Genomic DNA, 21,898 nt, shown 5'->3' with positions numbered 1-21,898 from the left:
GCACAATCTGCTCCTGCGAATAACAACCGGTTTTCTGTGGGCTTGATAACGTGCTTCACTTAACATCAATCTGGGTTTAATGTTAATTTATTCGCGAAATGAATAAGTTGAACATAGGCAGGTTGATGAACAAGGACAAACAAAACAGCATTTACGAAAAGATCGTTAATGACGAAGATGCCCGTGCCTGTAAGGCGATTCCTGAATCAGCTTGTCATCAAGTTCCCGGCAACTTTCTTAAAATCATTCTCGCTCAGTTTTTAACGAAGGTCGGCGATGCGTTAATCAACCCTAAAGTCACGTTGCCGTGGATACTACAAAGTCTCGGGGCACCGGTTTATTTAATTGGTTGGCTGGTTCCTATTCGTGAGTCAGGATCCCTTATCCCACAACTTAGCATCGCGCACTACATCCGACGCATTCCAGTAAGAAAATGGGTCTGGGTAATTGGCAGCATCTTGCAGGCTCTTTCCATATTTGCAATCGGATTGGTCGCATTAACTCTAACAGGAGCAGCTGCGGGTTATGGTGTGATTGCATGTCTTGTGATCTTCAGCCTCTCACGCGGTTTAAATTCCGTCGCATCAAAAGATGTATTGGGCAAAACCATCCCTAAAAACCAACGAGGTCAAGTCAACGGCTGGTCTTCAAGCGCTGCTGGCCTGGTTACGCTGCTTTTCGCTAGCCTTCTGGCACTAGCCTGGTTATGGGACGTAGAGCCGACAGAGCGCTTTTACGGTCTGAGTTTAGGCTTAGCGGGCGTCATATGGCTCATCGCGGCATTCGTCTATGCGCGAATTAATGAGTATGCCGGTGAGGTAGACGGTGGTCGAAATGGCGTCCTCGAAGCATTTAAACAACTCGCGTTACTTAAGACAGACGTGACCTTTCGTCGATTCGTTATCACGCGGACACTATTTTTATGTTCTGCGCTGAGTGCACCGTACTACGTTGTGCTGGCACAGCAATCTCTGGGTGGACAGCTCTGGGTGCTAGCTCTCTTTATGTTTGCGAGTGGCTTGGCCTCCTTTGTGTCAGGTCCTTTCTGGGGAAGAATGTCCGATCGCTCTAGCCGCAGTGTGATGGTCATCGGCGCAATGATGAGCGCGCTACTTGGTATTGTGTTATTTGTTTACGATACATGGATCACCGCTAGCCAAAGCTTCCTATTCGTGATTCCTCTGCTTTACTTTTGTGTTTGTATTGCCCACGACGGAATACGAGTCGGACGAAAAACCTATTTAGTTGATATCGCAGAAGGTGACAAACGGACGAGCTATGTAGCCGTGAGTAACACAGTGGTTGGGATAATGCTGCTTCTAATGAGCTCTCTTGGTGTTATGTCGAACTTCTTGAGCCTTTCAGCTGTGGTGTTAGTGTTCTCTTTTATTACTTTTGCTGGCGTGGTAATGGCCAAACAACTGCCAGATATCAGTGACTAGTTCTATACAAAAAAGCTGCGCTCAAAGCGCAGCTTTTATGGTAAACACACATTAAAAGGCTAGAGTTTTACCGCCAATTTAACACCTTGACGAATCGCACGCACAGCATCAAGTTCACCCGCATGGTCAGCTCCGCCAATGATATGAATCTTCTCTCCAAGTTCAGACCATTTATCTTCAAACGGACGTACAGACTCTTGCCCAGCACAAATGATAACTTTGTCTGCATTAAGTACCTGCGCGCTTCCGTCTACATGAATGTGCAAACCTTGATCATCAATTTTATCGTAAGACACGCCGCCGATTAAATGTACGCCCCGTTTTTCAAGGGTACGTTTATGGATCCAACCTGTCGTTTTACCCGGACCTTTACCTACACGACCTTTACGACGCTGAAGTACCCAGACTTCTTTATCGCTGACCGCATCAGGGTAAGGGTATAAACCACCCGGCTGAGACATCTCTTTGTCGATTCCCCATTCATGCAACCAGTCATCCAACGTTTGTCCAACTGGCTCTGTGAGCATGGTCGCGACATCTACGCCAATGCCACCAGCACCAACGATAGCCACTTTCTCACCGACTGGCGTTTTGTCTCGAATGAGAGTTTGATAGTCGACGACTTTCTCTGGGTTATCAATTCCATCAATATTGACTTTACGTGGCTCAACACCCGATGCCATCACTATCTCATCGTACTCTGTGAGTAAGTCATAGTTCGCTTCCGTCGATAAGTGCAGATTCACGCCTGTTTCATCAATACGGTTAGCGAAATATCGTATCGTCTCTCGAAACTCTTCCTTACCAGGGATCTGCATCGCAAGACGGAACTGACCACCGATGCGGTCGTTCTTTTCGAACAAATCAACCTTATGGCCACGTTCAGCCAGTGTGGTCGCACAAGCCAAGCCCGCAGGGCCAGCACCAACAACTGCAATGTTTTTCTTTTTAAAGGCTGGTTCAACAACAATTTCGGTTTCATAGCACGCTAGAGGGTTCACTAAGCAACTGGCGCGCTTACCTTTAAACACGTTATCTAGACACGCCTGATTACAACCAATACACGTATTAATAAGCTGCGCTTTTTCCTGTTCGGCTTTAGCAACAAAGTAAGGATCGGCCAAGAATGGGCGCGCCATCGAAACCATGTCGGCATGACCTGAAGATAAAATACGTTCTGCTTCATCTGGCGTATTTATACGGTTGCAAGTGATAATAGGAACCGAAACGTGAGGTTTAACTTTTTCCGTAACCCATGTAAACGCACCGCGTGGTACTTGAGTCGCAATTGTCGGAATTCGAGCCTCATGCCAACCGATACCCGTATTAATAATCGTGACGCCAGCCTCTTCAAGTGCTTTCGCCAATTCGATAACGTCTTCAAAAGTGCTGCCCTGCTCGACAAGATCCAGCATAGAAAGACGGAAGATGATGATGAACTTGTCACCTACCGCCTTGCGTACCGCTTTAACAATTTCTAGCGGAAAACGCATACGTTTTTTATAGCTGCCACCCCATTCGTCGTAACGCATATTAGTACGTTTACATAAGAATTGGTTTATCAAGTAACCTTCCGAGCCCATTAACTCGACGCCATCATAACCAGCAAGCTGTGCTAACTCCGCACTATTAGCAAACGCGTCGATGGTTTTCTTTATCTGGCGGTCGCTCATTTCACTCGGAGCAAACTTTGCAATTGGCGCTTTAATGCCAGATGCACTTTGCGAGAATGGATGCATTGCATAACGCCCAGCATGGAGAATTTGCAACGCAATTTTACCACCGTGCTTGTGCACCGCTTCTGTCACAACTTTGTGGGCTTTAGCATGTTTTGGCTTGCTGAATTCAGCACTCAACGGGTGTAAACGACCGCGTAAGTTAGGAGAAAAACCTCCGGTTACAATCAGTCCGACACCGCCTTTCGCGCGTTCTTCATAAAAAGCAGCGAGCTTCTGTAATCCTTCTTTGTGCTCTTCTAAGCCCGTGTGCATTGATCCCATCAGAACTCGGTTTCGTAATTGTGTGAAACCGAGATCCAGTGGCTTTAATAGGTTTGGGTACATGGCAGACATCACTTAACATCCATTGTTATTATCATGGTCTGACCAGATTAAGCCTGCTCAACCAAAAAATCAAACAAGCGTTTACATTTTTGTAACACCGATCAATCTCGTGTGAAAATATGCCAATTGTTGAGTGGTCGTGATAAGCTAAAAAAATGTTATCTTTTGAGATCTTAGAGATAAGAACCCATACTTTGTTAGACTCGGCGTAACTATCTCGTTATGGAGACAAGATGAAAAAACTCTTCAAATTTATTGGTTTGATATTTAAAGGGATATGGAAAAGTATCACTTTCATCAGACTCGCACTGGCAAACCTAATTTTCTTGCTGATGATTGCCGTTTTCTACTTTGCCTTTACTTATACCGGAGACGGTCAACCTGTCGTCGAAAAAGAATCGGCATTGGTGATGAACCTTTCAGGCCCAATTGTCGAACAAAGACGTTATGTAAACCCAATGGACTCTTTTGCTGGTTCCCTTTTGGGTAATGAGTTACCGAAAGAAAACGTCCTTTTCGATATCGTTGATACTATTCGCTACGCGAAAGACGATCCTAAAGTATCTGGATTAGTGCTAGCACTGCGAGACATGCCAGAAACAAATCTCACGAAACTACGTTACATCGCGAAAGCGTTGAACGAATTTAAAGCGTCAGGCAAACCCGTTTACGCCGTAGGTGATTTCTACAACCAAAGCCAATATTACTTGGCAAGTTACGCTGACAAAGTTTATCTGGCACCTGATGGTGGTGTATTGATTAAAGGTTACAGCGCTTACTCAATGTACTACAAAACGTTACTTGAAAAGCTTGACGTTTCCACTCATGTTTTTCGCGTAGGTACTTATAAATCCGCTATCGAACCGTTTATTCGTGATGACATGTCCGATGCGGCGAAAGAGTCAGCAACACGCTGGGTTACTCAATTGTGGAGTGCTTTTGTTGATGACGTAACAACAAACCGAAACATTGATGCGAAAGTGCTTAATCCAACCATGGATGAGCTGATTAACGAGATGAAGTCTGTAAATGGCGATATTGCTCAGCTCGCAGTCAAACTGGGGCTAGTGGATGAACTTGCGACACGCCAAGACATTCGCACTCTATTTGCAAAACAGTTTGGTAGTGACGGCAAAGACAGCTACAACGCGATTGGTTACTACGACTACCTTGCAACGATTCGTCCCGATTACACACTACCTCAGCACGACATCGCCGTTGTTCTAGCCAGTGGCGCGATTATGGACGGTCAACAACCTCGCGGAACTGTTGGTGGTGACACGGTCGCAAGCTTGCTGCGTCAAGCACGCAATGATGAAAAAGTGAAAGCGGTCGTATTACGAGTAGATAGTCCAGGAGGCAGTGCCTTTGCTTCTGAAGTGATTCGTAACGAAGTAGAAGCTCTGAAGCAAGCAGGTAAGCCGGTTGTTGTATCCATGTCGAGTTTGGCCGCTTCTGGTGGTTATTGGATTTCAATGAGCGCAGACAAAATCGTTGCTCAGCCAACAACCCTGACGGGCTCCATTGGTATATTTAGTGTCATCACCACGTTTGAAAAAGGCTTTAGCAAGTTAGGTATTAATACTGATGGCGTTGGCACATCGCCGTTCTCAGGTGACGGTATTACCACTGGCCTTTCTGAGGGCGCGTCTCAAGTGTTCCAATTAGGTATCGAACACGGTTACAAGCGCTTTATTTCTCTAGTTGGCGAGAATCGCGATATGTCTCTAGAGGAAGTTGACAAAGTTGCTCAAGGTCGAGTTTGGACTGGCCAAGATGCACTATCCTTTGGTCTTGTCGATCAAATGGGTGACTTTGATGATGCTGTAGAGCTAGCGGCGAAACTAGCGAACGTGACCGATTATGGCATTTACTGGGTAGAAGAGCCTCTTTCACCTACTGAACTATTTCTACAAGAGTTTATGAAACAGGTGAAAGTCTCTCTAGGTATTGATGCAACAAGCTTGCTACCAAAAAGTCTTCAACCCGTAGCTCAACAATTCGAACAAGACGCAAGCTTGCTCCAAAGCTTCAACGATCCTAAAGGTCAATACGCATTTTGTTTGAACTGCCAAGTGCAGTAGTTTTTCCATCAATATTACAAAGGGCACTTCTACTTGAAGTGCCCTTTTTATTAGGCTTTGCATCTCCTCAGATGACTTTCTGATGCTGTGCGTATAGCCTCGCATCTCAAGGTTATTTAGGTATATAATCCCCGCCTCTGTTCCCCTACACGAAAGAAAAAACGATGACTAGAAAACACATCTACATCGCTTACACCGGTGGTACCATCGGAATGCAAAAATCCGACCACGGCTATGTGCCTGTTGCTGGCTTTATGGAAAAGCAATTAGCAAGCATGCCCGAATTCCATCGTCCTGAAATGCCGGATTACACCATCCACGAATACGACCCTCTGATTGACTCATCAGATATGACACCTGCTGACTGGCAGCAGATTGCGAATGATATTCGTGACAACTATGACAAATACGATGGTTTCGTTATCCTACATGGTACTGACACCATGGCGTACACAGCGTCCGCATTGTCTTTCATGCTTGAAAACCTTGGTAAGCCAGTGATTGTAACGGGTTCACAAATCCCTCTCGCAGAGCTGCGTTCTGACGGCCAAGCAAACCTATTAAACGCGCTACATATTGCGGCAAACTACCCGATCAACGAAGTAACTTTGTTCTTCAATAATCAATTGATGCGTGGTAACCGCAGTACAAAATCTCATGCAGACGGTTTTAATGCCTTTACTTCACCAAACCTTCCTCCACTATTGGAAGCTGGGATCAATATTCAAGTTAGCAACAGCGTAACCGTTGGTGCACAACCAGAAGGTGAGTTTAAGGTTCACAACATCACGCCACAACCAATCGGTGTGATCACCATGTACCCTGGTATTTCACACGAAGTTATCCGCAACACGCTTCGTCAGCCCGTGAATGCGATGATTCTTCTGACTTTTGGTGTCGGTAATGCTCCTCAGAACCCTGAGCTGCTTGGTCACCTGAAAGAAGCCTCTGAGCGCGGCGTTATTGTCGTAAACCTAACTCAGTGTTTGGCAGGTAAAGTGAATATGGGCGGATATGCCACAGGTTGTGCTCTCGCAGACTCTGGTGTTATCAGTGGCTTTGACATGACGCCCGAAGCGGCGCTGGCAAAACTACACTACCTTCTAAGCCAAAACCTTTCTTACGAAGAAGTAAAAGAGAGAATGCAACAAGTACTGCGTGGTGAAATGAGCCTGTAAGTTCAAGCTTTCTACGATCTAAAAAGCCCAATACAATTTGGGCTTTTTTCTTTCAAAATCAAAATAATAAAATTTTGAGAAATAAGGCGTAAGGATTAATCAATGTTCGGATTGACACGAACAATATCGCTCTCTTCTCCGCTGAATTGTTTTTTAAGCTCTTGTTTTGATTTAAAACTGATTTCACCACCGGCTGCAACCGTCATATGCTGCGCATCAGTATTATGTTTTGATTGATACAACATCACAGCTTGCATACACGAATCTCGCTGCTCTTTAGAAAGTGTTGTACCCTCAGGCCATCTTCCCGTTTCTACTGCATAGACTAAGCGATCATAAACTTCTGGAGTCATCGCTTGTAATAGTTGTTCTGCGTCCATAGTGTACCTTCTTATTACATTCTATTTACAGAACATAACGGGTTAAGAAACTGAGTCAAGAATACGAAAATGAATTGGTGTAACGGATCACAAGCAAAGCCATGAAAAGAACAAACTGGTTACTTCTCAGCCTCGCATGTTTTGCGCTATCGGGCTGTTTTGAAGGTAACGTGACAACCGAAGAGTTGTGCCAAAAAACACCAGAGCTGCGTTGCGAGCAGCTCAATATGGATGACGGCCAATGTCGAATTCCAAGAACAAATTTGGTTTGGCATCGGTTTGAGCAATTGAAAAACCCATCAGAGGCCAACCAAATCATCGAATACGGTCTGGTCGCTGAATATAGGAAATGCTTAGAACTCGCCTCCCAGATCACCCCTATTGATCAAAGTGCTCTCAAAAGACAACGCTTTAATGCATTGGTACACAGTATTGATGAGCTAGAGCGCATCGTAAACGAGTTAAAAGGCTCAGAAGACCCGGCTACTTTGTATTTCTTATGGTCTCAAACGGGAGATACTCAAGCTCGGCGCGCATTTTTACAAATGGAAGGGTCTCCCCAATTAAATAATGCTGAGATGCAATATGCATTAGCCACTTTTTATACCAACCGAGATACCAAGAAAACCCTGGAGCTTCTTAATAACGCGTTGTCTTTATCTGATGAAGACAACATCAATCCGGTCATTCTCAAGTCAATGGCAAGTATTCATCAGGGGCTTGGAGACAAAGAGCAAGCGTATCTATGGGCAATGGTCGCGAAGAGATTCGACGTACCGCTTGCTGATGAAAAGCAGCTCCAACGTATGTTCAATTTCAGTCATCCAGAGCGATATAAGCAGTTGGATGAATTAGCCGAATCGGTGGCGAAAGCCATAGAGAAAGGTATCTATTCCCCAGCAATGATACCCAGTGAGATATAAACGAAAAACTCCCGCAATGAGCGGGAGTTTTTATTTAAGTCGAGCGACACTCAGATCACTGTTGAGCATGAATCATCCTGAAAGGATAAAACAATCTCGAGCACAATTTTGTCGTTATTATTCTGATTTGTTGAAAATTAACGACACAGAATTAACACAAAAACGCTCTCCTGTGGTCTGTGGGCCATCTTCAAAAACGTGCCCTAGATGGCTATCACACGTTGCACAACGAATCTCTGTACGTACCATTCCGTGACTTAGATCTTCTAAATAACGCACCGCTTGATCGTTGATAGGCGCATCAAAACTTGGCCATCCGCAGCCAGAGTCATACTTGTTATCAGAGACAAAGAGAGGGGCATTACAACAAGTACAAGCATAAACACCAGTTTCCTTATTATGCAGTAGCTTACCGCTGAAAGGAGGCTCTGTACCTTGCTCTCGGCAAACACGGAACTCTTCATCAGACAGTTGCTCACGCCACTGTTCATCTGACTTCGTCACTTTTTTCCCGCTTTGTTCCACGACTTTCGGCTCCTTATTTACTGTTCTTGGTATTGACTTTTTTAGCAAAAAACTTGCTTCTCTTAACAGTTGTAGCACATACTTTCTCACCAGGACACCATGCGTAATTAATTTGATAAGAGCACTTATCTCACCAGTTATATTACGCCAACTGGGCTACAGAAGAATCAGTTAAAAGTTTAAAAAACGTACATTTGCAAAGAATTGTTAAAAAAAGCGTCGCTTTTTTTTGACTTTAAACAAGTTAAGTCCGATTATCACTTGCAGATGTTTACTGGATTCTGTAATTTTACTACCAGTTATCTTTAATCAGAAATTAAGTTGTGGAGCAACTATAATGACTATCAAAGTAGGTATTAACGGTTTTGGCCGTATCGGTCGTTTCGTATTCCGTGCAGCGCAAGAGCGCAACGACATCGAAGTAGTAGGTATTAACGACCTTATCGATGTAGATTACATGGCATACATGCTTAAGTATGACTCAACTCACGGCCGTTTCAACGGTACTGTTGAAGTTGAAGGCGGTAACCTAATCGTTAACGGTAAAACTGTACGTGTTACTGCAGAGCGCAACCCTGAAGACCTAAAATGGGACGAAATCGGTGTTGACGTTGTAGCTGAAGCAACTGGTCTTTTCCTAACTGACGAGACTGCACGTAAGCACATCACTGCTGGCGCGAAAAAAGTTGTACTAACTGGTCCTTCTAAAGACGCTACTCCAATGTTCGTTAACGGCGTAAACTTCGACACTTACGCTGGTCAAGACATCGTTTCTAACGCTTCTTGTACTACTAACTGTCTAGCGCCTATCGCTAAAGTTCTTAACGACAAGTTCGGTATCGAATCTGGTCTTATGACTACAGTTCACGCAACTACAGCAACTCAAAAAACTGTAGATGGTCCTTCTGCTAAAGACTGGCGCGGTGGTCGTGGTGCTTCTCAAAACATCATCCCATCTTCAACTGGTGCTGCTAAAGCTGTAGGCGTTGTACTTCCAGAAGTAAACGGCAAACTAACTGGTATGGCTTTCCGCGTACCAACTGCTAACGTTTCTGTAGTTGACCTAACTGTTAACCTAGTTAACGGTGCTTCTTACGAAGACATCTGTAAAGCGATGAAAGAAGCTTCTGAAGGCGAACTAAAAGGCGTTCTAGGCTACACTGAAGATGCAGTTGTATCTCAAGACTTCATCGGCGAAGTTTGCACTTCAGTATTCGATGCTAAAGCTGGTATCGCGCTAACTGACAAATTCGTTAAGGTTGTATCTTGGTACGACAACGAAATCGGTTACTCAAACAAAGTTCTAGACCTAATCGCTCACATCTCTAAGTAATTAGAAAGTTAGCAATTAGCGAATAACTTCGTTAAAGAAAAGGCGGCTCTAGAGTCGCCTTTTTTGTATCTGGAATTTGAGAGAATGCAGGCTCGATGTTGCATTTAATGTGCGAAGCGCGTCTAAAAGCTCTCCCCCAGCGATAGGAAACTACACATGGATTTAAAAACTCTCCCAGCCCTAACGGTGCTATCTGATAACGTCACTATCGTTGAAGTTGATCAGATAAAAATCGTCCGCGTGATTCATGACAAAGCAACGGCAGGCATCTCGCTACACGGTGGTCATGTCGTGTCGTTCACGCCTGTAGGTCAAGAAGATCTGATCTGGATGAGCGAAAAAGCTGTCTTCGATGGTAAAGCTGCTCTTCGCGGTGGTATTCCGGTTTGTTGGCCTTGGTTTGGGCGTATTGCTGCTCCAGCTCACGGCTTTGCCCGCACCGCAGAATGGGAGTTGGTTGAACATCGTGAGAACCATAACGGTGTGATTGTTGAACTTGCTCTGTTCCCGACAGAAGAAATCCACGATATTTGGCCCCATATGTTTGACGCTCGTTTGGTGATTGAAGTGGGCGATGAGCTAAAAGTGACGCTCAAAGTCATGAACATTGATGACGAGGCTTGGACCTTCTCTGGCGCATTACATACTTACCTAAACGTTGGAGACATTAAGCAAGCACAAACGACAGGCATGGGTGCCGAGTACATTGATAGCTTGAAAGCTGATGCGGTATGCCAAGGTGGTAATGTTCTACAACTAACTGACACGATTGATCGCGTTTACACGCAACCAGAAGCGAAAATTTTGGTAAAAGACCCGGTATTGGATCGTACGCTAAGCGTACACAACCAAGGCCACAACTCAGCAGTATTATGGAACCCTTGGGCAGAAGGTGCGCAAAGCATGGGTGACATGGCTGACGATGGTTATCAAACCATGTTGTGTGTGGAGTCTGCTGTTCATGCACCAAGTATTGAGCAAGGTCAAACGCTCCAACCAGGTGAGACACATGAACTTGTCACTGTCATTTCAGCGCAGTAAGAATCACCATATAAAGGCCGGGGATACCCGGCTTTTTTTTGTAATAAAAGCTCTGCTTAGATGGTCCTATCTTTACTAACTTATTGGTTACTGGTCACTTTTGACGGTTTCATTAATAAATATCAAAAAAATTGATCATATAAACCGATAGCATACCGATACAAAACTCATAAATAATAAAAATATCAGGAATTAGTCTATGTTAGAGAGATACCGAAATCAAAGTGTCGGATTCCAGTTGAAACTGGTGATCACTTTGTGCCTATTCATTGCTTTCAGCAGTATTGCCGCGCTTGTTTACCGCAACGCTTCCGATGTTCTATTGGAAAGCACACTGAAAGAACACCAATCTAAAGTAGAATCAATGGCAAAAACCATTGCTGGCCAATTCGATGCTTACCTGCACACCGCTAAAGTCCTCGAATCTACTTTTCGCAATGGCTACCTTGCCGGTGTCTATGTCGAAAATTACACGGTTGACTTCATGGGACATGAAGTACCAAACATCACTCAATACAGTGAAAGCTTAATTAATGACACCAAGTTGGTCGACAGTTTCACACGTGATACCGGCGCTATAGCAACGCTATTCGCACCGTTGGGTGACGACTTTATTCGGGTGTCCACCTCCCTAAAAGATCCACAAGGTCAACGAGCGGTCGGAACCACGCTAGGCATCAACCATCCTGGTTATCAGCAACTTAAAGCAGGACAACCGTATTACGCTCAAATTAAATTGTATGGCGAGCGCTACATTACCTACTATGCCCCAATCAAAGATGCGACAGGAAAGGTAGCAGGCCTATCGTTTATTGGCTTACCAGTAGACCAAGCGACACAAACCTTGTTCGATGCACTCGAAGAGATAAAATGGGGCGACACTGGTTACACCATTATCGTTGATAACGACGAAAACAATCTTGGTAAATACCTACTTCATCCAGCAAAAAGCGGCTCAGATTCGTCAATACTAGAAGTCGCCGACTACAATGGTCACAAGCCTTTTGGTCAGATTTTCGAACAATCTAGTGGATTAATTCGCTACCCTTTCGAGTACCAAGGTAACGTAGGCGAAAAGTATCTTGTCTACACAGAGGTTCCAGGTTGGAATTGGAAACTGCTAGGCGGTACGTTTATCAAAGAAGTGACAAAAGGTAGCGACACGCTTCTCACACTCATTGCCATCATTTCTTCGGTTGCAGCGATCATTACTTTTGTTGTATTGACGCTTTTCTTGAATCGCAGCTTACAACCTCTCACGACTCTAAACTCATACATGACTCGCTTAGCCGGCGGCGAAGTCAGCTTGAGCATCCCAGCGTCTCGTAAAGCATCAAAGAATGAAATTACGAACCTGAGCTCGGGTGTCGCCAGTATGGCAAGTCAGCTCAATGAACTTGTTGGTAAGATCCGTTCAACAAGCGACTTAGTGGAGAGCAACTCCACCAGCGTTGCCAACGATGCCCATAGCAATTTGACCCAAGCCGACCGACAACAACAAGAAGTCGAGCAAGTTGTGACAGCGATTGAAGAAATGGCCTCTTCCGCTCAATCTGTCGCACAACAAGTCGAAAGCATTGCGGAAAACGTACGCTCAGCAAATACCGATAGCCAGTCTGGTCTCGCGATTGTTGAAGGCGTATGTATCGACGTTGCTCAACTTAACGATCAATTGGATCAATCAGCAACGGCTATCGAGCAAGTAAATCGCGATAGCGAGAGTATTCAAACCGTCACGAAAATGATTGATGAAATTGCTGAGCAAACCAATTTACTTGCCTTGAATGCCGCCATTGAAGCAGCACGAGCAGGTGAACAAGGTCGTGGCTTCGCAGTTGTAGCAGATGAAGTGCGCACACTTGCGCACCGAACCCAAAGCTCAGTTCAGGATGTCGTGGAAATTATCGAGAAACTAAAAGGGTCGACTCATAATGCAGTTAATATGATGACAGACAGCCAACGCAGTGCAAACCAGGTCTTGGACAAAGCACAAGACGCGGGCACAGCATTAGAAGCCATCGCAGTACAAGTGCAGTCGATAGCCTCTCAAGCCGACGCCATTGCAGCGACTTCAGAAGAACAAGCTCAAGTTTCACAAGAAATTGCAGCAAATGCCCATTCTATCAGTGAACTTAACCGAGAAAGCCGCAACACGAGCGCAAAAACCTCGCAAAGTGCCATTGAACTTCAACAACAAGCACGAAACTTGAAAGAGCAAGTCGACTTCTTCCACTAATACTTAATAAGAGCCGACCCAGTCGGCTCTTTTTGTTTCACTTGAGACCATGCTTTTTGATAGAATTTGCCGCCCTACTTTCTGTTCGAGATCGTCATGAACTATCAATGCCCTCTATGCCACCAAGCTCTAGCGTTAAATGAAAAAACGTTTAAGTGCGAAAACAATCATCAGTTTGACTTAGCAAAAGAAGGCTACGTTAACTTGATGCCAGCGCACCACAAACGTTCTAAAGATCCTGGTGACAACAAAGAGATGATGCAAGCTCGTCGTCGATTCCTCGAAGGAGATTACTACAACCCAATGCGCCAAGAAGTGGCGCAGCTGTGTGCAACATACACTGAGGGGAGCACCCATCAATTATTAGATATTGGTTGTGGTGAAGGTTACTACACAGATCAAGTACAAAAGACGATAGAAACACAAGCGAACCATGCCACGATTTATGGCTTAGACATTTCCAAAGTTGCCATTCGTTACGCGGCGAAGCGTTACACGCACTGCAACTTTAGTGTGGCTTCTAGTCACCGACTTCCCTTCGCAAATGAATCCTTAGATGCCATTTTGCGCATTTATGCCCCGTGTAAAGCTGAGGAGCTGCAGCGCGTTGTAAAAAACGACGGCGTTGTTGTCACGGTTACTCCTGCTAGCCGCCACTTATACCAACTGCGTGAGCGCATTTATCAAGAAGTTCGTCTTCACAATGAAGAACCAGAACATATTGAAGGGTTTGAATTAGAGCACCAGCAGCATCTTAACTATGTTATGGACTTGAAAAACGGAGCCGCAATCGATTTATTGCAAATGACGCCATTCGCATGGAAAGCAACCGATGCTCTTCGTGAAGAGTTGAAATCCGCTACACTTTTCCAATGTGAGGCTGATTTTATGTTGCGTGTATATCGCAAAAAAACACTCAATTAATAAGTCAAAAAAAACAACAAACGCAAATAGTTATCATTTATATTGATTCATTGCTCAGCCTCCATTAATATCATCCGGACATTTTTGGAGGCTTTTCAATGCGCTTTTCTACTTTGAGCTTGCTCTTTGCAGGCTTACTTACTGGTTGCTCTTCATATACGCAAACCAACTCTCACGCAACCTCAGCGGAAGTCACTAGTTTTTACGACTACCAACTATACACCCCTTCTGGCGAGCATATCGCTCTAAGCAAACTGCCAATTGAGCTGCAACAAGCAGATGTCATTCTTATTGGTGAATGGCACACACACGCCGGCGTTCATCGCTTTCAAACCGATATGCTCAAACAACTTACGTCCTACGACCGCTCACTCGCGTTATCTATGGAACAATTTACCCGCGACAAACAACCTGTTGTTGACGCTTACCTACGTGGGGAGATCGGCGAACAGTACTTAATGAAACAAGCCAACGCTTGGCCCAATTATGAAAGCGACTATCGCCCTCTCGTGGAGTTTGCTAAGCAGAAAAATCTCCCGGTCATTGCAGCAAATGCACCAAAGAGCATTGTTCGATGCATTGGTCGACAAGGGCTAGATTACATTAACAAGCTCGATGATGATCAGCGGATGTTCATTGCACAAGCCATCAACACTGGTAGTAGTCCGTACAAAGAAAAGTTCATGGCATCCATGCATCACGGTAAGCCAGAGCAGACGGAAAAACAGTTTGCAGCTCAAGTTACTTGGGATGAAACTATGGCGGAATCTATCGTTAGCTACCTAGACGACAACCCAGGCGCTCAGGTTGTCCATGTTGCAGGCAAGTTTCACACCGAGCAAGGGTTGGGTACGGCAGCATCAATCTTAAGCCGCAACCCGAGCTTAAAAGTGGTTGTAATTAGCCCAACAGATAACGTGCTTTCTGATAATACTGACTATCAGTTAGAGGTTCTCGCACCACCAGTACGGTATGTACAAGATGCTCACCGCATGGCGGCATATCAACATCTAACTAAACGCAATAACGATCTTCAATGTAAGTAGCTGCTCTTCAATTTAAGTTACTACCTCGCCGTTGCGTTGCATCATCACACCGCTCCGAGTTCATCGAGTGACAAGGGTCTGCTTCCTGCTGGTCTATTTTTTGCTAATGATCACCAATAGAAACTAGAAGCGGCAAAAGCAGACCTGTTTTTATCCAAATAGCTTCAGAAATAAACTTTGCCGCCGATAAAAATATAACTGCTTTTTACCCGCACTCAGTGACCGAGTGTCGATGTTCCAAGGAGTATTCGATGAATCCAGTAGGAAGCACTTCTGTTAATAGCTATGTCAAACAATCTGTCGCCTCTAAACAAGCAAGTATTGCACAAGAAGAAACTAGTGCTTCGCCGCTGAAAGTCGAACACAATAAGGTGACGCTTTCGACCGAAGGCAAAGCGCTACTTGCCGCTCTGCAACAAATCGAGCACGACAGCAAGAAAATAGAAGCAGAAGATAAATCTGTTGGTGAAAAGGTCGAATCTTTCACGCATGGTGCGCTTGGCATGGATCACCCCGATAAAATCGAGAAAGAAGAGGATGGCTCATATTCTGCGGGTCAATACCTTTCTGCGGCACTTACCGTTGGTGGCATCATACTGGCATTAGTCTGATAACCAGTCTGATAATCGTCACGACAACAAATCCTATTTGAACCAAACACTTACTGCAGCCCATAATTTAATAGGCCAAAGAACGATATGATGCAAACGTAAGTGAATTCGACCGCTCTTGTGGCCCGATAATACATGCTCGTTTATTGCTCCCTAAACTAGGTTTCTTGTGAAGGCACTGAATGGATAACTTTAGTCCATGCTTTCAACTCCTAAGCGTAATCCAAGCCCACGTTTGTGGGCTTTCTTCTTTCCAAACTAACGAACGTTACAGAGCGACTCATTTTTTCTGCAAAACCAAACAAAAACGACAATTTGGTTAAACTTTTATTACCGACACAAAACCTTCATAAATCATTGCTTTAATGCCTGCGCTTTCAATAAACAAGGAAAATATAATGAAGCGCTTAGTATCTCCAATCGTTACGGCAGTGGCTGCATCTACCCTCTCTTTCAACGCACTCTCAGCTGAAATCAAAAACGTCATTTTGATGATCGGCGACGGCATGGGTCCTCAACAAGTTGGTTTACTCGAGACCTACGCAAAACACGCACCTAACTCGGTTTACAAAGGCGAAAGCACAGCGTTATACAAACTCGCTCAAGAAGGTGTGATTGGATCATCACTGACCAATCCAGAAGACGCAATTGTCGTCGACTCTGCGTGCTCAGCTACGATGCTAGCGACAGGAATCCCTACCGCTTCTGAAGTCATTGGCATTGATAGCCAAGGCAACCATGTCGAAACTATTTTGGAAAAAGCCAAAAGTAAAGGTAAAGCAACAGGGCTCGTCTCTGATACGCGTATGACCCACGCAACGCCAGCAGCATTTGCCGCTCATCAACCACATCGCTCCCTAGAAAACAATATTGCGGCGGATATGCTCGAAACAGGCGTAGACGTGATGATGTCTGGTGGACTTCGTCATTGGATTCCAAAGTCGACAAACGACAAGGGAGAGACATACGAGCAACTTGAAAAACTCACTCAAGGTAATGTCTACCTAAAATCGAAACGCAAAGACGAACGCAACTTGCTTGCCGAAGCGCAAGACCAAGGCTATAGCTTAGCTTTCAGCCGCGATATGCTCACACAAGCTAAAGGTGACAAATTACTTGGACTTTTTGCTTACTCGGGCATGAACGATGGTATTGCCTACAGTCAAAGCAAAAACGATCCAAAACGCACGCAGCCATCGCTGAAAGAAATGACCACCAAAGCAATCGACATTCTTTCAAAAGACAAAGACGGTTTTTTCTTGATGGTTGAAGGCGGCCAAATTGACTGGGCTGGCCACAGTAACGATGCAGGTACGATGCTGCATGAAATGCTTAAATTCGATGAAGCGGTAAACTCAGTTTATGAGTGGGCAAAAGGCCGTGATGACACCCTGATCATTGTTACTGCTGACCACGAAACCGGCTCTTTTGGCTTTAGCTACTCATCAGCAAACTTGCCTAAACCACAAAAACGCGACGGCGAAGCATTCAAAAATCAGGATTACGCGCCAAACTTCAACTTTGGTCAGTTCGAGATCCTCGATGGTTTATACAACCAAAAGAAAAGTTACTACGGCATGATCAGTGAATTCCAAGCGCTTGATAAGAAAGAGCAAACTCCAGAGAAGTTTGCGGAAGTCGTGAACGCAAATAGCGATTTTTCGATTACGCCTGAGCAAGCAGAACGCGTATTAGCAAGTAAACCAAATCCATACCGACTCGCTGGACACAAATACTTAAGCGAAGAGAACGTACCGACAATCAATGACTTTGATGCTTTCTTTCCTTACAACGACCGTGGCAACTTGCTAGCGCGTGAGCATGCAACAAAGCAAAACACAGTATGGGGGACGGGTACTCATACGCATACTCCTGTCAACGTATTTGCTTGGGGACCTGCAGAAACTATCCTTCCGGTATCAAAAATCATGCACCACTCGCAACTAGGCGAGTACTTGAAGCAACAAATTAAATAATCAACTTGCACTTACTTCACAACTCGTGATGTTTCAACGCTCTCGCAAGGGAGCGTTTTTTTATGCATGAAAACAGTTGACGTTTTAAATCGTACACCACAATAATTATGGGTCTTTAATTATATGAATAAAGAAAATGTGCGAAATCTTTGCTAAGCAACCCCAAGACAACTATCAGTTCATCACCCGCTCTATCCGTATTGATGGTCACGCGACCAGTGTAAAACTTGAAGCGAGCTTTTGGACAATTCTTGAGGAAATCGCTAGTGCTCAAAACATGACGGTTCCTAAATTCATAAGCACTGTTTATCAAGAAGCACTCGAATACAATGGTAAAGTGAACAACTTTGCCTCCTTACTTCGATGCGCTTGCCTCACTTACGCCCGCCAACCTCAAGAGACCACTCGTCAAGCACTTGCGCAACTTAACAGTTAATAGCAACCAACCGAGCAATAACCATCCTAGGCTATGCATCCGTATTATAAACCCTTGAGCATCTTCTAATTTGTCGTACTAGAGTACTACCCAGACTCCTTTTGAAATCGCTAACCTGTGCGGACTATCAAGGAGTACCTATGACAAAAATGATTCACACCATGATCCGAGTAAGTGATCTGGACCGCTCTCTACAATTTTACTGTGACGTACTTGAACTAGAAGTCGCTGATCAATACATCTTTGATGGCTTTTCTCTAACCTATCTAGCCAACCAAGAAACTGGCTTTGAATTGGAACTGACGCACAATCATGACCAAAGTGAGCCCTACACTCACGGCTCAGGTTACGGCCACCTTGCCGTCAGCGTGGAGGACATTGAACAAGCCCACAAACGCATTAAATCTCTCGGCATTGAAACTGGTGACATCAAAGCCTTTGACCATCAACAAAAGCATTTAGCAACGTTCTTTTTTGTAACCGACCCTGATGGTTACAAAATTGAGTTCCTGCAACGCCAAGGGCGTTACCTATAACAAAAAGAGTAAACATTATGATTCACTTGACGGCTACCTTTCATGCACAACCGGGAAAAGAACAAGAGTTGAAAGAGGTACTTACCCGAGCGCTTGAACCTACTCGCAATGAAGAAGGTTGCGTTCGTTATCAATTGTTCCAAGATAAAGACAATGCATGCCACTTCGTTTTTCAGGAGCAATTTAAAGACCAACAAGCATTTGAGCTTCATGGTAAAACAGAACACTTTGCTCTTTTGATTAGCCAGATCGACAACTTGTTAGAATGCGAGCCGAAACTGGTGTTCTTTAACGAACTGTAACTATAGCGCTAACCGAAGATCAAAAAAGGCACTCTATCTAGAGTGCCTTTCACTAGTTGGGATCTGTGATTAAGCGTCTTGCTTCTCCACCATATGCAAATGCACATCTTGTTGTGGGAAAGGAATCGAAATACCTTCTCGGTCGAAGCGTAGTTTCACTTCTTTAGTCACATCCCAGTATACATCCCAGTAATCATCCGTTTTTACCCAAGGGCGCACAATAAAATCTACAGAAGACGTATTTAATGTATTAACTTTGATCATTGGCTCTGGAGTGCGAAGTACCGAAGGGTGAGAGGTAATGATATCAGACAATACTGACTCCGCTTTTAAGAGGTCATCCGCATAGCCAATGCCAAACACCATATCCACGCGGCGAATGCGTTCATGCGTGACGTTCTTAATAACATCTCCCCAGATTTTGCTGTTAGGCACAATAATAATTTGGTTATCAAACGTACGGATTGTGGTGTTCACCAAACTCATATGGCTTACCTTGCCATCCACACCGCCAGCATACACAAAATCACCAACATCAAATGGGCGATAAATAAGCAGCATCATACCCGCCGCGAAGTTGGATAACGTGTCTTGCAACGCGAAACCAATAATCACACCAGCAATACCGAAACCGGTTAGGATTGGCGCTAGGTTCAAGCCAAGCTGAGATAAGCCCACCATGATACCGATCACCCACACGAATTTGCCGGACATCGAGATAAAGAAGTCCTGCATCAAGTGGGAAAGTTTTAAGTTTTTCGATGCAACTGCCTTACGGACCACTTTGCGCGTTAACTTAGCCAGTCCGCGAGCGATCAATAAAATCAGCGCAAAAACAAACAACTGGAAGATATGCTGCGGTGCATTCTCGGCAAACCAATCCAGTGCCGAGTTGGACCAGTGACTCAGTATTGACCACACAACTTTGGTATTCAGTAAGTCATGTGTGATATTACCCGTCACTTCAAAAATTTGGCGTTTGTATTCAGACGTTTCTAAACCGACTTTATCACCAATTGAAATCAGGTTGCGTAAGCTTTCTGTCGCAATATTTAGCCTTTGTTTAGTAATGAGCTGACTAAGTTGCAACGACGCTTTTTCCGACTCTGGGCTAGACGAAAGTTGGGAGCCAATGATCTCACTTTGCTGACTCAAGTACTCAATTGAAGCAGACAGTAAGCGCATACGTTTATCAATTTTATCTTTTAGTTCCGCTTCTGCGCGCTCGTTTTGGGCCCCTAGCTCCTTCAACCAAGCGAGATTTTGCCAGCTCGAATCGAAGCTAACATCAAGATAACGCTGTAGCTCTCGATAATCATTAACAAGAGCAAGCTTCTCTTCATCCTTAGCCTTATTTAAATCCTCGACGACTTTCTTTATTTTTTCCGATAGATAGTTCGTCGCGTCCTCAGAGTATTGTTCTTGTTTTTTAACTAGCAAGATCAGCTTGTCGCGAGAGATAGTTTCACGTTCAATCGCTGACGCTAACTGGCTTCTTAATTCTTCATTCTTTTGGAATAGTTGCAGTTGAAGGGCATCACGCTCGTCGCCACTCGCTTGCGAGAGGCTTTGGGATAAATCCACAATCTCTCGGTTCAAGTTGTCAATCGAGATTTCGGCAGCAGAAGGCTCTTGGATATCGTCAGTAGCAGTCGCATGAACAGCCATTGGGGAGAACATAATGACGGCAAGTGCGAATAATGTCACCCAAGATGTCAGGCGTAGTTTCTGGGGGAAATGAAACGTCATGTTTACCTCATAGGGAACAGTCCTGATCAAAACAATCAGGAATAGAAGTGTAAAGCGTTGAAATCATACTCCTAAGTTTACAACACTAAATAATAAACTGAGCAGCATTTCGTTAGCGAGACGTCAAAGTTGGGAGCCCCAATAGTAAACAAGCCTTTCATTTAATCAATGAAAGGCTTGTTTGTATTCGACTAAGGACGGTTAGGATGATTTAAAATATGGTCTTCCCAATCCACCACATCAATCTCGTAAACAACTTTGTTACGGACACTTTCCCCTGCCGCATGCATTGCGGACTTAGAGCCTGTAATCAACGGATGCCATTCTGGTAAAGGCTGCTTTTCAGCCAACAGACGGTAAGCGCACGTGTGTGGCAGCCAAGTAAAATCGTCGATGTCTTCTCGGGTCAGCTTGGTGCACTCTTCACCCGAAGTGAAACGGTTTGGGTAATCCTTACACGAACACGTTTTACTGTTCAGCCAGCTACAGGCCACATTGGTATAGTAGATTTCATCAGTATCTTCATCCATCAGCTTATGCAAACAACATTTGCCACAACCATCACAGAGAGATTCCCATTCCTCTTCTGTCATCTGCTCTAACGATTTACTTTGCCAAAATGGAGTGCTCATACTTCAGGTCTCACCAAGGGAATTTAGGGGGCGATTTATACTCTTCTCAACGCAAAAGTTCAAGTTTTGAGAAGATCTTGCATCCTTCCCACATAACGGTGGAGATATTCAACTACTTTCGTTTTACTGTTCTATCCTTAAACAAGTTTCCATTACTCAATTGATCAAGAAGGCATTAAGGAGTTTTCATGGGTATTATTTCTTGGATTATTTTGGGCTTAATCGCCGGCGCACTTGCTAAATGGCTCATGCCAGGAAAAGATGGGGGCGGTTGGATTGCAACAATGTTACTTGGTATTGCAGGGGCATTTGTAGGTGGCTTCCTTGGCGGCATTCTCGGTTTCGGCGGAGCAACTGGCGTCAACATTGGTAGTATCATTACCGCAACACTAGGCGCATTTATTCTGTTGTTTGTTTATAACCGTTTCTTAAAATAAGCACGATGATTTAAAAGCAAAAAACCAAAAAGGGAGCGTAATGT

Annotated in this window: 20 protein-coding genes; 15 read left to right on the top strand and 5 right to left on the bottom strand. The window is 44.5% G+C overall.

The genetic code is table 11. The annotated features are described in order from the left end of the window. The first annotated feature begins 125 nt into the window (after positions 1 to 125). Positions 126 to 1,442: an MFS transporter gene (locus R7M72_RS02795; protein WP_031780932.1), complete on the top strand. Its 1,317-nt coding sequence runs from the start codon at positions 126 to 128 to the stop codon at positions 1,440 to 1,442. Positions 1,443 to 1,501: 59 nt separating this feature from the next. Here the strand turns inward: R7M72_RS02795 and R7M72_RS02790 are convergent, their stop codons facing one another. Next, positions 1,502 to 3,514, bottom strand: coding sequence for an NADPH-dependent 2,4-dienoyl-CoA reductase (locus R7M72_RS02790; protein WP_169628456.1), 2,013 nt, complete (start codon positions 3,512 to 3,514; stop codon positions 1,502 to 1,504). Between the two features lie 224 nt (positions 3,515 to 3,738). Here R7M72_RS02790 and sppA point away from each other — a divergent pair, with 224 nt between their 5' ends. Together sppA and ansA are read left to right on the top strand one after the other, a co-directional pair. Beyond that, positions 3,739 to 5,589 (top strand): signal peptide peptidase SppA, encoded by a 1,851-nt coding sequence (sppA, locus tag R7M72_RS02785; protein WP_005380705.1) that lies wholly within the window; start codon positions 3,739 to 3,741, stop codon positions 5,587 to 5,589. A gap of 164 nt (positions 5,590 to 5,753) precedes the next feature. After that, positions 5,754 to 6,767: an asparaginase gene (gene ansA, locus R7M72_RS02780; protein ID WP_017635822.1), complete on the top strand. Its 1,014-nt coding sequence runs from the start codon at positions 5,754 to 5,756 to the stop codon at positions 6,765 to 6,767. A gap of 95 nt (positions 6,768 to 6,862) precedes the next feature. On the opposite strand, the gene R7M72_RS02775 is transcribed toward ansA, so the two are convergent. Then, complete coding sequence (locus tag R7M72_RS02775; protein WP_005380700.1) at positions 6,863 to 7,147, bottom strand: YeaC family protein; 285 nt, start codon at positions 7,145 to 7,147, stop codon at positions 6,863 to 6,865. 101 nt (positions 7,148 to 7,248) lie between these two features. Here R7M72_RS02775 and R7M72_RS02770 point away from each other — a divergent pair, with 101 nt between their 5' ends. Next, complete coding sequence (locus R7M72_RS02770) at positions 7,249 to 8,070, top strand: DUF2989 domain-containing protein (RefSeq protein WP_017821139.1); 822 nt, start codon at positions 7,249 to 7,251, stop codon at positions 8,068 to 8,070. A gap of 117 nt (positions 8,071 to 8,187) precedes the next feature. Here R7M72_RS02770 and msrB read toward each other — a convergent pair whose 3' ends face one another. Further along, positions 8,188 to 8,595 carry a peptide-methionine (R)-S-oxide reductase MsrB gene (gene msrB, locus R7M72_RS02765; protein WP_005380698.1) on the bottom strand — a complete coding sequence of 136 codons (408 nt, stop codon included), beginning with the start codon at positions 8,593 to 8,595 and terminating at the stop codon, positions 8,188 to 8,190. A 337-nt stretch (positions 8,596 to 8,932) separates the two neighbouring features. On the opposite strand from msrB, the gene gap reads away from it, so the two are divergent. The 10 genes from gap to R7M72_RS02715 all read left to right on the top strand — a co-directional run bounded on the left by gap (position 8,933) and on the right by R7M72_RS02715 (position 19,036). Further along, positions 8,933 to 9,928 (top strand): type I glyceraldehyde-3-phosphate dehydrogenase, encoded by a 996-nt coding sequence (gene gap, locus R7M72_RS02760; RefSeq protein ID WP_005380697.1) that lies wholly within the window; start codon positions 8,933 to 8,935, stop codon positions 9,926 to 9,928. Between the two features lie 156 nt (positions 9,929 to 10,084). Continuing rightward, entirely contained in the window at positions 10,085 to 10,969 is an 885-nt protein-coding gene (locus R7M72_RS02755; protein WP_025767193.1) for a D-hexose-6-phosphate mutarotase, read from the top strand. 199 nt (positions 10,970 to 11,168) lie between these two features. Beyond that, complete coding sequence (locus R7M72_RS02750; RefSeq protein ID WP_151515028.1) at positions 11,169 to 13,205, top strand: methyl-accepting chemotaxis protein; 2,037 nt, start codon at positions 11,169 to 11,171, stop codon at positions 13,203 to 13,205. 96 nt (positions 13,206 to 13,301) lie between these two features. Continuing rightward, positions 13,302 to 14,129, top strand: coding sequence for a 23S rRNA (guanine(745)-N(1))-methyltransferase (rlmA, locus tag R7M72_RS02745; RefSeq protein ID WP_005380691.1), 828 nt, complete (start codon positions 13,302 to 13,304; stop codon positions 14,127 to 14,129). Positions 14,130 to 14,227: 98 nt separating this feature from the next. Continuing rightward, positions 14,228 to 15,175 (top strand): ChaN family lipoprotein, encoded by a 948-nt coding sequence (locus R7M72_RS02740; RefSeq protein ID WP_005384933.1) that lies wholly within the window; start codon positions 14,228 to 14,230, stop codon positions 15,173 to 15,175. A gap of 251 nt (positions 15,176 to 15,426) precedes the next feature. Then, entirely contained in the window at positions 15,427 to 15,786 is a 360-nt protein-coding gene (locus R7M72_RS02735) for a hypothetical protein (RefSeq protein WP_318056022.1), read from the top strand. Between the two features lie 398 nt (positions 15,787 to 16,184). Beyond that, a complete protein-coding gene (locus tag R7M72_RS02730; RefSeq protein WP_005380687.1) occupies positions 16,185 to 17,762 on the top strand; it encodes an alkaline phosphatase in 1,578 nt (525 codons plus the stop codon). Between the two features lie 136 nt (positions 17,763 to 17,898). Beyond that, positions 17,899 to 18,198, top strand: a complete 300-nt coding sequence (locus R7M72_RS02725) for a ribbon-helix-helix domain-containing protein (RefSeq protein WP_005380686.1) — start codon at positions 17,899 to 17,901, stop codon at positions 18,196 to 18,198. Between the two features lie 140 nt (positions 18,199 to 18,338). Then, the gene (locus R7M72_RS02720; protein WP_005380685.1) at positions 18,339 to 18,734 is read left to right on the top strand and encodes a VOC family protein; all 396 of its coding nucleotides are present in this window, start codon (positions 18,339 to 18,341) and stop codon (positions 18,732 to 18,734) included. A gap of 17 nt (positions 18,735 to 18,751) precedes the next feature. Next, on the top strand, positions 18,752 to 19,036 hold the full coding sequence (locus R7M72_RS02715; protein ID WP_025767189.1) for a putative quinol monooxygenase: 285 nt from the start codon (positions 18,752 to 18,754) through the stop codon (positions 19,034 to 19,036). Between the two features lie 69 nt (positions 19,037 to 19,105). Here R7M72_RS02715 and R7M72_RS02710 read toward each other — a convergent pair whose 3' ends face one another. Both R7M72_RS02710 and R7M72_RS02705 read right to left on the bottom strand, forming a co-directional pair. Next, entirely contained in the window at positions 19,106 to 20,785 is a 1,680-nt protein-coding gene (locus R7M72_RS02710) for a mechanosensitive ion channel domain-containing protein (RefSeq protein ID WP_318056021.1), read from the bottom strand. Between the two features lie 191 nt (positions 20,786 to 20,976). Further along, positions 20,977 to 21,417 (bottom strand): YcgN family cysteine cluster protein, encoded by a 441-nt coding sequence (locus tag R7M72_RS02705; protein ID WP_005384948.1) that lies wholly within the window; start codon positions 21,415 to 21,417, stop codon positions 20,977 to 20,979. A 188-nt stretch (positions 21,418 to 21,605) separates the two neighbouring features. Between R7M72_RS02705 and R7M72_RS02700 the strand changes: the two genes are divergently transcribed. Beyond that, positions 21,606 to 21,854 (top strand): GlsB/YeaQ/YmgE family stress response membrane protein, encoded by a 249-nt coding sequence (locus tag R7M72_RS02700; RefSeq protein WP_005380625.1) that lies wholly within the window; start codon positions 21,606 to 21,608, stop codon positions 21,852 to 21,854. The last annotated feature ends 44 nt before the right edge of the window (positions 21,855 to 21,898 follow it).

It is taken from the genome of Vibrio sp. YT-18, from assembly GCF_033337345.1.
GTDB lineage: Bacteria > Pseudomonadota > Gammaproteobacteria > Enterobacterales > Vibrionaceae > Vibrio > Vibrio alginolyticus.
This window is presented reverse-complemented; position numbering and strand designations above follow the sequence as displayed.